We start from the raw sequence: 11772 nt of genomic DNA on the forward strand, positions 1-11772 counted from the left end.
ACAGCAGGGCTTTTGGCGTCATCGCAGCCCTGTGTACCAACTGTCTAGGGCGGCGGATCTCGATACAGACCCTGCTGCCATCATGTAGTGCGATCTGGTGCGCAAACGTCGTCCACCTCGATCAGCCGATGGACTGGTGCCAGAAGTGGGTCGGCTGACCAGTACTTCTCTGCTTGAAGAGGAGGCGAGGGAGGGCGGCGAGCCTGTGGACAGGCCGCGATGCCGAGTGTGCGGTGGAGGGATTCACGGGCGGCCGGCTCGATCCGCAGCGGGGCGAGGGCTGACTGGACTCGCTGACGTACTCCTTGGCCCTGGAGGAGCGGACACGGGCGAGGATATCCACGGATAGGTTGGTCAGGGTCAGGCCGCGGTCGAGGTCGCGGTCCTTTTGATGGGCGGATCTCACGGTCGCCAGCCTCAGCCCGACCGATCGGGTGAGCACTCCGATGGGCATGGCTGCGGCCTGTTGGTTCGAGGCCAGGGCGGTGTCGGGGTTCAGATCGCGGAAGATCTCGGCGGCGTCAGCCGCCAGCCTTGTGTGGTGGTAAAGGTCGATTCATGCGGGCTCTGAGCCGCTGGCGGTGGTGTCCGACTGGCTCACGAGTTCTCGGAGGAGGCGAAGGCTCGTGATGCAGCCCTGGCATCCAGCTCGCGGGCGCGGGGTTCGATGAGGTTGGCGAACGCGAGGACTCTCGACGCCGCCTGTCCCCGGTGCCGCTCGAAGGACCTGGGTCGATGTCGATCGCTTCATAGCCGAAGCCCCGCAGGAGGGACTGCATGGCCATGGTGGTCGGCGCGGAGGTGTGGATGCGGCACACACTCGTCGAAGGCCGACCAGGAACCCGTACCCTGCACATCACATGGCCGGTTACCTCCTGTCCGGTTCCCCCTTCCCAAGGAGTTGTTCGTGTCTGTTACCACTGCACCCGATCACAGCGTCGATGCGACGACTTCGGCACTCCAGAGGGAACTTCCTCAGCTGGAGCAGCGACAGCAGGAACTGGAGAAGGAGTTGGCCGCGGTTTCGGACCGCGCCCGGGCGGTCCGCACTGCGCTGACGGCGCTGCTGGCACTCACCGACACGCCTGCTCTCCGGACCTTGCAGGCCGCACCGGAACCCTCTGTGGTGAAGGACGAAACCGCAGCCGAGACGGCGGAGGCGCCGGCACCTCAAGAGGCCGCACCGGTGCCCGCGCCGCGGAAGGCCACAGCCGCGCGCGCGGTCGGCAAGCGCAAGACCTCGCCGGCCAAGGCGAACAGTCAGAAGGAACGTTCTTCCGCGAAGAAGCCTCCCGTGACGGCCTCTGCCCCGAAAGCCATCCCCTCTGCGAAGGAGCCTGGTGGCTTTACGGAGCAGGTGATCGCCATTCTCACCCACTCACCGGAGAAGCCGATGCGTGCGCGGGACGTCGCCCAGGTGCTGGGTCGTGATTCCTCGACGGGCGCCGTAAACGCCGTCCGCAGCACGCTCGACCGCCTCGTGGCCACCTCACGGGCTGTCCGCGCCGGCCGTGGCCTCTACCAGGCCCCTACCGCCTTCTGATCCGGTCACGGCCATTCGGCACCGGAAGCGCCTCCTACACGCACCGGTTCTGCGCTTCCGGTCACTCAAAGCGCGTTGTGTGCGGGCAGGGTGACGCCGTCGACATCTGCTACCAGATGGTCCGGGAATGCGTTGCCGACCGCCACCAGGAGCTCCGGTTGTAGGCCGCAGGGAGTCGTGGACGCGTTCGTCCGGCAGACCCACGAGCCTGGTGCCGAGGCAGAGTTCGACTGCGGGAAGGTCACGGTGGAGCTGGTAGGCGAGCTGGTGACCTGCAACCTGTTCACGTTCCAGCCGTCGTATCGGGCAAAGCCGCCCTTTCGGTCGCCGGTGTGTTGTGTGAGATCACTACGCCAACGACCAGGGGCCCTGCCTCGTCATCCCCTCGCCGACCAGCTCATTTCCCCCTCCAGCACAGGATGAAAAAGGATCAAGGGCGAGGGAATTCACCACGCCGATTTTGGCATCGCCCGAATTCTCCTCGCCCTCGCTAGATTAACCTGCCAGCGGTACAGCAGCTCACCATGCCCCACACCACTCAGAGATCATCTACGTGGCGGACAGAGCTTAGTTGATGGTCCGGTAGTGGTTGGCGCCACCCCACAGGTTGAGGGGGTCCAAATTGTTGTCCTCTTCTCCTGGTTCCAGCGTGACGAGGGGAACCAGGCAGAGTCCACTGGCGTAGATCGCTATGGCGGGACCACTCGGCCCAGAGGTGTTCCGCGCGGAGAGGATGCGGTTCGGGAGCTCTTCGCACACTCCACCGGTGTCCTCCAATGCCACCGTGCTGCCCCCGAAGTTTCGGGCCTGGTAGCCGGCACCCACCACGGTCTGCATCTCTGCGTCATCGGTGCTGGCAGGAACGACAGCCACGAGCCCCAGGGTTGCCGGGACTGCCAGTGTCAGCGCCATTTTCTGGATCGGATTCACTCGGGATGCTCCTTCCACGGATTCGGCCCGCTGCCCCGATAGGAATGCCAGCGCAGCCAATCACTCAAAAGCGAGTGTAGGGCTTCAATTGCTTCTGCACTACGGCCGAAGCGCCGCGCTGGAATCACCAGGGGTAATTCGCAGCGTATCTAGTACTACGAGAGAGACGGCGCACGCCTGGCGCGAATTACGCGCCCCCGAGGGCGCCTAAGGATCGTGCTGACGTTGACCGTCAGCCAATAGCGGAGGTTCTCAGGGCGGGCAACCTCATGGTCCGCGACCAGGCGGCCACCGGCACAGGATTCTGGCGTGCCTAACGAGTTCGTAAACCGTGGGCGTTGGGGCGTCGAAGCAGACAGGATCGGCGTTCGCCTCCACTATTGCGGGTGCGGACCGTGGTCTGTTGGTGAAACATCGAACGATGAAACCGCCCGCGGCCGTGGTGGACACCCACAGCGTGAAGACCTCGGGCAACGTGGCCGAGACCAGCCAGAGCATCGAGGCCGGCAGGAAAATCAGAAGACGCAAGCGCCGCCTGAACCCACGTGCTGCAGCAGGCGCGTGCTTCGTCTTCAGACGTCCTCGGTTCGAGCCACGCGAGCGACCCAATCCCCGCCTCAGCCGTGCCCTGTGAGATTCAGGTTGCCAGAGGAAGGTGGGTCCGTAGTGCCGCGCCAGTCGCCACTCACTGCACCGAGTCACTCATGTAGAGGCCCGTTTGACCAGTTCCGTGGGCAGGATGACCGCCGCCGGGTCGTCGCCGCCGATCTGGGCGAGCAGGACACGGACCATCTCGGAGCTGATGCGGTCCCACGGCTGCCGCATGGTCGTCAGCTCGGGCCTTGCGGAGAGTGCGGCAGGGGAATCGTCGAATCCGCCGACTGCCACGTCTTCAGGCACCCGCCGTCCGGACCGGTGTAGTGCGGCCAGTACGCCCTGCGCCATCAAGTCGGAGGCGACGAACACGGCGTCCACGTCCGGCGCCCGATCGAGCAGTCGCTCGGCGGCCGATTCGCCGCTGGCCCTGCTGTAGTCGCCTGACACGATCAGCCGATCGTCGACCGTGAGCCCCGCGTCGGTGAGTACCTTCTTGTAGCCGGCCAGGCGCTCGATACCGCCCGGGGTGTCGAGCGGGCCGGTGACCGTTCCAACCCTGCGTCGTCCCAGGGTGAGTAGGTATCGCACCATTTCGCGGGCTCCGTCCCAGTCGTCGGCGGCGACGTAGCTCACTTTTGAGCCCAGGCCGATAGGCTTGCCGCATACGACCAGTGGCACGCCCGCCTCGCGTAGCTCCTGGGCAACGGGGTCGCCGGAGTGGCTGGAGACCAGTAGCACTCCGTCGACATGTCCGGCGGTGATGTAGCGGGTGATCCGCCGCCGTTCGTCCTCGTTCCCCGCCAGCATGAGTAGCAGCGGGATGTCGTGCGCGGCGAGCGCCTGGGTGCAGCCGCGCAGGAGGACGTTGATGTTGGGGTCTTCGAAGAACCGTTCCTGGGGCTCGGTGAGCAGGAAGCCCACTGAATCGGAACGTCCTGTAATCAGTGAGCGTGCGTGTCGGTTGACGACGTAGCCTGTCTTGCGGATGGCCGCGTTGACGGCCTGTTGGGCAGCGGAGCTGACGTAGTGCCCGCCGTTGAGCACGCGTGAGACGGTGCCGCGCGAGACTCCCGCCTCGCGCGCCACGTCGTGGATCGTCGGCGGTCTGCGCCGGCCCCCTGCTGCAGTCATGGTCATGACTTTACGGCCCCGGAGAGAAGGTCCAGGCTCCAGAACCGCTGGATCACCAGGAACAGGGCGATCAGTGGCAGCACCGCAAGGAACGCGCCTGTGATGACGAGTGTGTACAGTGCCGGCTGGCTTGAGCCCTGCTCCAGCAACGTGTAGAGGCCTAGTGTGATCGGGAACTTTTCGTCGTCGCTGAGCATGATGAGCGGCAGCAGGAAGTTGTTCCATACGGCGACGAACTGGAACAGGAACACCGTCACCAGGCCAGGGAGCATCATGGGCAGCGCAATGCGGGTGAAGATCCGCCACTCGCTCGCCCCGTCCATCCGGCCTGCTTCCACCACGTCCGCCGGCACGGCGGCGGACGCGTAGATCCGCGAGAGGTACACGCCGTAGGGCGAGAGGATCTGCGGGAGCAGCACCGACAGGTAGGAGTCAGACAGGTTCACCTGTGCCAGCAGCAGGTACTGCGGCACGGCGAGGATCACCGGTGGCATCAGTACGGCCGCGAGCATGATGTTGAACACCGACTCGCGTCCGCGGAAGGAGTAGGTCGCCAGCGCGTAGCCGCTCAGTGCGGACACCGCCGTCGACAGCAGGGCACCGAGCCCCGCGTACAGTGCGGAGTTTGCCATCCATTCCCAGTAGATGCCGTCGCGGTAGGCGTTCAGTTCGTGCAGGTTGCTGGAGAATCCGGTGCCTGGCAGGAAGGTGAACGTGGAGAACAGTTCCTGGCCAGTTTTGGTTGCTGCGATCACCACCCACGCTACGGGTAGCAGGCAGTACAGCGCGCCCAGCAGCAGCGTCGCCGTCGGGACCAGGGCGATCCGGCGACGCGGCGGAGGCACCTGGGCGGTGCCTGGTGTGGTACCGGTGGTCAAGCTGGCTTCGCGGAGGGCCGTGGCACTCATGGGGTTGGCTCCTGACGGTTGCGGCGGGTCGCCGTCCTCAGGACTCCGAAGGAGAGCAGCAGCGTGGCGATGGCGATGAGTACGGCTTCGGCGGCGGCGGCGTAGAGGTCACCGGAGCCGAAGGCATCCCGGTAGACCTTCATCAGCGGACTCCATGTCGTGGAGACGGAGTTGGTGAGGGGTTTCAGTGTGGTCGGCTCGCTGAACACTTGCAGCGTCGCGATGATCGAGAAGAAGAAGGTGAGCACCAGCGAGGGCGCCACCATCGGGATCTTGATCCGGAGGGCGATCTGCAGCGGGGTTGCGCCGTCCAGCTTTGCCGCCTCGTAGACCTCGGCAGGGATGGCCTGCAGCGAGGTGTAGATGACGATCATGTTGAATCCGGTGCCGCCCCAGACGGCGATGTTGGACAGGGCGAGGTAGAGCGGTCCACCGTCCAGGAGGTCGGGTTGCGGCAGATTCAGCTTTTCCAGGACGTAGTAGAAGGGGCTGACGTCCGGCAGGTACAGGAAGCCCCACAGGAGTGCCGCCACGACGCCGGGGATGGCGTAGGGCAGGAAGATCGCGAGGCGGGTGAACGGGGCCAGGCGGACCCTTTCGGTGTCGAGCATCAACGCCAGCAGCAAGGCGAGCCCCAGCATGACGGGGACGACGATGCAGCCGTATCCGGCCACGCGCATCGCGCCGTGCAGCAGTTCGCTGTCGGTGAGTGCGTCGGCGTAGTTCTCCAGGCCGGCCCAGACCTCGCTGCGGGCGTGGGCTCCGAGACCGAGCCCGTGGACGTGCACTCTGCGGAAGCTGAGCCAGAGCGCGTAGCAGATGGGCAGGGCGAGGAACAGGATGAACAGGAGCGTTGCGGGGAGGAGGAAGACGAAGGGAGCTGACCTGGTTCTGCCCGGTCTCCTGTGTGAGGCAGCGGTCACGGAGCGACCTCGAAGCCCTGCTTCTTCATGTCGGCCACGGTGTCGGCCTGCATCCTTCGCAGTGCCGCACGGAAGTCCGACTTGTCTTGGGCCGCCGCCCCGAATGCGTCCTTGAAGGAGGTGTAGGCGACGTTCACGTTCGGACCCCACGCGGAGGGCGCGGTGGTCTCGGCGATGTCGGCGGCTTTGCTGTAGAAGTCGCTGTGGTTCGCGAAGAAGTCCGGCGGGTTTTGGAAGGCGCCGCTGAGCTGCGCGGACGTGGCTGCTGGGTAGATCCCGCTCTGTCTGGCGAGCGCGTTGAGCGCCTCGGCGTCGGTGTTCAGCCAGGCGGCGAACTTGGCGGCGGCGTCTTTGTGCTTGGAGTCGGTGGTGACGGCCGTTGAGGAGCCGCCCCAGCTGCCGGTGCGCTCCTCGCCCTTGGACCATTGTGGCAGCGGGGCCATGGCCCACTTGCCTTTTGTGGCCGGCGCTGCCGTGGTCAGGGTGCCCGGCGCCCACACCGCGCTGACCCACGCGATCTGTTTGCCAGTGTTGAGGGCTTTGTTCCAGGCGGGGGTGTACATCGGCTGGTTGTCGATGGCTCCCTCGTGGACCAGGTCGCCCCAGAACTTCGCGACCTTCTGTGTCGCCGCGTCGTCGATGCCGACCTTCCACTTGTCAGCGGAGATCGTCCACCATCGCGCACCTGCCTGCTGGGCCAGGCCTGCGAACAGACCGGAGTCGTTGGCGGAGAAGGTGGTCAGGGTCTTGTCCGGGGCCTTGTGTCTCAGCGCGCGGGCGGTCTGAGCGAACTCGTCCCAGGTGGCCGGCACTGCCAGGCCGTACTGTCGGAAGAGGTCTGCGCGGTAGTAGAACATCATGGGTCCGATGTCCTGCGGTATCGCGTAGACGGCATCGGTGCCCAGCGTGGTCTGCTGCCAGACACCGTCGGTGAACTTTCGTCTGACGTCGCTTACGTTCTTCGCGATGTCGGCCAGCGCGCCGTTGCTGACCAGGGTCGGCAGTGCCTGGTACTCCGCCTGTATCAGGTCCGGTCCCTTGCCGGCCTTGTGCGCGGTGAGGATCTTGGTGACCAGCGTGTCGCCGGATGCCTGCTTCTTCACCGTGACGGTGATCTGGTTCTTCTTGCCCGGGCCCTTGTTCCACAGGTCCACGACCTTGTCCATGCCGGGCGCCCAGCTCCAGTACGTCAGTGTGACCGGACCTGACTGGGCGTCGTCCTGGTCGTCGGACGAGCCGCAGGCGGTGAGTGCGGTGGCGCCTAACGCGACGACGGCGGCGGAAGTCACGAGCCGACGGGGCTTGGTGTACGGCATGGTTCTCTCCCCTGACCGGGGTCTCACGCTGGACGCGGAGACCTGTCATGCTTCTGTGATCGTGCACAGTAGAGAAGCTTCCCGGATGCTTGTCAACGTCTGCCACTGGCGCTTTAGTTGACATCAATCCACTGTCGAGACTGTGCTCGTTCCCAGATCATCAAACATCGATGGGAGAGATCGGTGCCGGATACGACCCCCTGGGGTCTCACGACGCTTGCCTTCGGCGGGGACTACAACCCCGAGCAGTGGGCGGAATCCGTCTGGCAGGAGGACGTCCGACTCATGCGTAGGGCCGGCGTGACGATGGTCAGCGTCGGGATCTTTTCCTGGGCCCTGCTGGAGCCGGCACCTGGGGAGTACGACTTCGGCTGGCTCGACCGGGTCCTCGACCTGCTGCACGAGAACGGTGTCCGGGTCGACCTCGGTACCCCCACCGTGGCGCCACCCGCCTGGTTCTACCGAGCCCACCCTGAGGCCCTCCCGGTCACCGCCGAGGGAGTGCGCCTCGAGTTCGGCTCCCGCGGCGCGATCTGCCACAGCAACTCCGACTACCGGGCAGCCGCCGCAAGCATCACCACTCGGCTCGCCGAGCGGTACGGCGACCACCCTGCGCTCACGATGTGGCATGTGCATAACGAGTATGGCGTCCCCGTCTCCTCCTGTTATTGCGAATCCTGCGCCGCGCACTTTCGCCTCTGGTTACGCAGCACCTATGGCACGGTCGACGTCGTCAACGACGCCTGGGGGACCAACTTCTGGGGCCAGCGCTATGCCAGCATCGATGAGATCAACCCGCCGCGCTTGGCCGCCACAGTCGCCAACCCCGCTCAGGCCCTGGACTATCGCCGCTTCGCCGACGCCACCATGCGCGAGAACTTCCGCGCCGAGCGCGACATCCTGCATCAGCTCTCACCTGGCGTACCGGTCACCACCAACTTCATGACCGCACTCAGCCAGTGCGACTCCGTCGACTACTGGGCGTGGGGACGCGAGGTCGACATCGTCACCAACGACCACTATCTCATCACAGACGGTCGCCGTACCCACGTCAACCTCGCCATGGCTGCTGACCTCACGCGGTCCGTCGCCGGAGGCGCCCCATGGCTGCTGCTGGAGCACTCCACCTCCGGCGTCAACTGGCAGCCCCGTAACCCAGCCAAGACACCCGGCCAGATGGCGCGCAACTCCCTGGCCCATGTCGCCCGCGGCTCCGAGGGCGCGATGTTCTTCCAGTGGCGACAGTCCCGGCGCGGCGCCGAGAAATTCCACTCCGCGATGCTCCCGCACGGCGGCACCGACACGCGCGTTTGGAACGAGGTCGTCGACCTCGGTTGCTCCCTCGCACGGTTGCGCGAGATCCTCGGCACCCGCACTCAGGCCGACATGGCCATGGTGTGGGACTGGCAGTCCTGGTGGGCGCAGAATCTCGACTGGCGCCCCAGCGAGGATCATGACGCCCGCGAACGCGCCGACGCATTCTATGAGGTCCTCTACGATCGCCATCTCACCGTCGACTTCGCCCACCCGGAAGCCGACCTGTCGCGCTACCCCCTGGTCGTCGTCCCCGCCCTCTACTCGATGACCGAGGCGGCAGGGAGCAACCTCAAGAGGTACGTCGAGCGCGGCGGAACACTGGTCGTGTCGTACTTCTCAGGCATTGTCGACCAGCACGACGCCGTCCACCTGGGCCCTTACCCCGGCGCGCTGCGCGACACCCTCGGCCTGATCGTCGAAGAATTCTCACCGTTGCTGCGCGACGAGCGGGTGGGGATCACCGGCCCCGGCGGCTACAGGCTGAGCGCTGACGTGTGGACCGAATTCGTCTCGCCGCGCGACGCCGAGACCGTGTGGAGCTACGCCGACGGACCGGCCGCCGGCCACCCAGCTGTCACACGCCACCGTCTCGGCGACGGCACGGCCTGGTACGTATCCACCCGCCTCGGATACGAGGGGCTCGATGCGCTTCTCGATCGTGCAACCGCGGATGCCCGCATCATCACGCGCACCGACCTGCCACACGATGTCGAGGTCGTGCGCCGCGCAGGCGACCGGGGCCGCTATCTGTTCGCAATCAACCACAACACCACCGACGCAAAAGTGCCGCTGGAGACCGCCGGCACCGAGTTGCTGACCGGCGAGCGCGCCACAGGCCGACTGGCCGTGCCTGCGGGAGCCGTCCGCGTTGTGCGGCTCGACGACTCAGCCGCCCCCTTCACCTGCGCGAGCCGCGCATCACAGGTGAAGGGGTTTGCCTCCTCGCCGGTGAGGAGGCCCCCACGCCCTACGTCGAAGGGACGACGATGTTCCATCTCGGACGCATGATCAAGGCCGTGCTGCCGCTGCTCGTGGTGGCCCTCGCTCTCAGCACCGTGCCAGCCCAAAGCGCGCAACTGGCCCACCCTCTCACCAACAGCGGCTTCGAAACAGGCGGCGCCAGCACGACGACCCCCGCCGGGTGGTCCGAGCAGGGAGCCGCAGGCGCGAGCTACACCGAAGCCGGCGGCCACAGCGGCGGCTTCCGCCTCAGCCACTGGTCTTCCAGGGCTTACAAAGTGAGGACCTACCAGCACCTTACGGGACTGGCCAACGGCTCCTACACGATCACAGCCTGGGTCCGCTCCAGCGGCGGACAGAAGGCCGCCTACCTCGCGCTGAAGGACTGCGGCGGCGCAGAGCAGCGCACCGACCTGCCGGTCTCCACGAGTGGCTGGATCCGGATCGTCACTCCGGTCAGAGTCACCAAACACCGGTGCACGATCAGCGTCACCAGTGACGCAAATGCCGGCAACTGGATCAATGTCGATGATGTCAGCTTCGCCCGGGGGACGAGCCGGCTGTCCGTCAAGGGCGCCGACATCTCCTCTCTGGCCAAGAGTGAGGCGTGCGGCGGCATCTACAGGAACGCCTCCGGCGTCACCGGTGATGCCGTCACCATCCTGCGGAACGCGGGAATGAACTACGCCCGGCTGAAGGTCTGGGTGCACCCCGCCGACGGCTACAACGACCAGGCGCACGTGCTGATGACGGCCAAGCGCGTCAAGGCAGCCGGGATGAAGCTGCTGGTTGTCTTCCACTACTCCGACACTTGGGCCGACCCAGGCGTCCAGACGAAGCCCGCCGCCTGGACGAACCACTCCTACAACCAACTCAAGGCGGACGTGTTCCAGCACACCTACAACGTGCTGACCGCCTTGAAGGCCCAGGGAACGGCCCCAGACATGGTCCAGGTGGGCAATGAGATCAACGGGGGCATGCTGTGGAGCGAGGGGTCGGCGAACAATTGGACGCAGCTCGCCGGACTCCTCAACAGTGGATACGACGCCGTCAAGGCCGTCAATCCGTCCACCCTCGTCGCACTGCACCTTGCCAACATCGGGGGGCTGGGCGGAACGCGCTGGTGGTTCGACAACGCCGTCAACCACGGCGTGCGGTTCGACGCGATCGGCCTCTCGTACTACGGCTACTGGCACGGCTCGCTCTCCGACTTCCAGACCACCCTGGACGACGCCGCCTCCCGCTACGGCAAGCCAGTGTTCCTGGCCGAGACGGCCTACCCGTTCAGACTGGACAGCGACGACGCGCTCATCAACCAGATCGACACCACCGGCGAACTGGTTAGCGGCTACCCTGCGAGCGTGGCTGGACAGACAGCATGGATGAACACGGTCGCGAACATCGTGCAGGCCGTCCCGAACGGCCGCGGTCTGGGCGTCTTCTACTGGGAGGCGACCTGGACCGGGGTGGCCGGCAACGGCTGGGACCCCACCAACCCCTCATCCGGCAACGGGTGGGAGAACCAAGCCTTGTTCGGCTACGACGACAGAGCACTGGCGTCAATGTCCTGGTTCAGAGATCGATGAAAGCCCTCTGAGCCCCGGTGAGGCCCGGCCCGCGAGCACTGCGGCCGGGCCTCGTCCGCAGCAGTCGAACAGCCGGCCCTGCCACCCGCTCGGAGCTCTGGGGGCGCGAATTTCTGCTCCTGCAAGCGCCAACGGAGTCCTGCCGTGCCTGGCTCTCCCCCGGGCATCGAGCCGGTGATGGGTTCGATGCGACAGCCAACGATCAGACGGCGCTGTTGCCTGACCGGCAGCGGTCGCCCGGCACAGATCCGGCAGCAGGTCCACGAAAGACCGCGATAGATCGGATCTATAAGGAGATCCCCTCCCTCGACGTGTCTCATTTGCTAGCTTTTTCGTCACCTCTCTGGACACAACGCGGCGACTGCGCCTTAATACATAGGACACCTGCGGGCGGTAGGGGACGACGCCTGGTACACCGGATGCCTGTCGACTGGGCCGGCCGGCCCGGCCGTGACCATCGCGAACGGGTCACACCACGGGTGCTGACCCTGCATGAGACGAACCGCACCAACGCCTCAGGGCCCTCGAACCCTGGGCGGTCAGCCCGCTACCTGGCAGGTC

At 65.8% G+C, this 11772-nt stretch carries 7 protein-coding genes and 1 pseudogene; 3 read left to right on the forward strand and 5 right to left on the reverse strand.

Annotated elements, in window-relative coordinates; all coding sequences use genetic code 11:
• Window positions 1-907 precede the first annotated feature (907 nt).
• Complete coding sequence (locus ACFYT9_RS26755) at window positions 908-1543, forward strand: hypothetical protein (RefSeq protein ID WP_389168041.1); 636 nt, start codon at window positions 908-910, stop codon at window positions 1541-1543.
• Between the two features lie 567 nt (window positions 1544-2110).
• On the opposite strand, the gene ACFYT9_RS26760 is transcribed toward ACFYT9_RS26755, so the two are convergent.
• From ACFYT9_RS26760 to ACFYT9_RS26780, 5 genes are all read right to left on the reverse strand, one after another.
• On the reverse strand, window positions 2111-2473 hold the full coding sequence (locus ACFYT9_RS26760) for a hypothetical protein (RefSeq protein ID WP_389168043.1): 363 nt from the start codon (window positions 2471-2473) through the stop codon (window positions 2111-2113).
• 702 nt (window positions 2474-3175) lie between these two features.
• Window positions 3176-4207, reverse strand: a complete 1032-nt coding sequence (locus ACFYT9_RS26765; protein WP_389168046.1) for a LacI family DNA-binding transcriptional regulator — start codon at window positions 4205-4207, stop codon at window positions 3176-3178.
• Window positions 4204-5109: a carbohydrate ABC transporter permease gene (locus tag ACFYT9_RS26770; protein ID WP_389168048.1), complete on the reverse strand. Its 906-nt coding sequence runs from the start codon at window positions 5107-5109 to the stop codon at window positions 4204-4206. The genes ACFYT9_RS26765 and ACFYT9_RS26770 overlap by 4 nt, the downstream gene beginning before the upstream one ends.
• On the reverse strand, window positions 5106-6032 hold the full coding sequence (locus tag ACFYT9_RS26775) for a carbohydrate ABC transporter permease (RefSeq protein WP_389168050.1): 927 nt from the start codon (window positions 6030-6032) through the stop codon (window positions 5106-5108). Before ACFYT9_RS26775 ends, ACFYT9_RS26770 begins: the two co-directional genes overlap by 4 nt.
• Window positions 6029-7348 (reverse strand): ABC transporter substrate-binding protein, encoded by a 1320-nt coding sequence (locus ACFYT9_RS26780; protein ID WP_389168053.1) that lies wholly within the window; start codon window positions 7346-7348, stop codon window positions 6029-6031. Before ACFYT9_RS26780 ends, ACFYT9_RS26775 begins: the two co-directional genes overlap by 4 nt.
• A gap of 183 nt (window positions 7349-7531) precedes the next feature.
• Between ACFYT9_RS26780 and ACFYT9_RS26785 the strand changes: the two are divergent.
• A pseudogene (locus ACFYT9_RS26785) lies at window positions 7532-9547 on the forward strand (beta-galactosidase); the annotation flags it as partial.
• A 104-nt stretch (window positions 9548-9651) separates the two neighbouring features.
• Window positions 9652-11211 (forward strand): arabinogalactan endo-beta-1,4-galactanase, encoded by a 1560-nt coding sequence (locus ACFYT9_RS26790; RefSeq protein WP_389168056.1) that lies wholly within the window; start codon window positions 9652-9654, stop codon window positions 11209-11211.
• Window positions 11212-11772: the final 561 nt, after the last annotated feature.

This window comes from Streptomyces sp. NPDC004435 (genome assembly GCF_042873895.1).
Lineage (GTDB): Bacteria > Actinomycetota > Actinomycetes > Streptomycetales > Streptomycetaceae > Streptomyces.

Bases quoted from the DNA above. Each gene is read 5' to 3' on its own strand.
- ACFYT9_RS26765 (WP_389168046.1), bottom strand. From the start codon at position 4,207: ATGACCATGACTGCAGCAGGGGGCCGGCGCAGACCGCCGACGATCCAC.
- ACFYT9_RS26770 (WP_389168048.1), bottom strand. From the start codon at position 5,109: ATGAGTGCCACGGCCCTCCGCGAAGCCAGCTTGACCACCGGTACCACA.
- ACFYT9_RS26780 (WP_389168053.1), bottom strand. From the start codon at position 7,348: ATGCCGTACACCAAGCCCCGTCGGCTCGTGACTTCCGCCGCCGTCGTC.
- ACFYT9_RS26790 (WP_389168056.1), top strand. From the start codon at position 9,652: ATGTTCCATCTCGGACGCATGATCAAGGCCGTGCTGCCGCTGCTCGTG.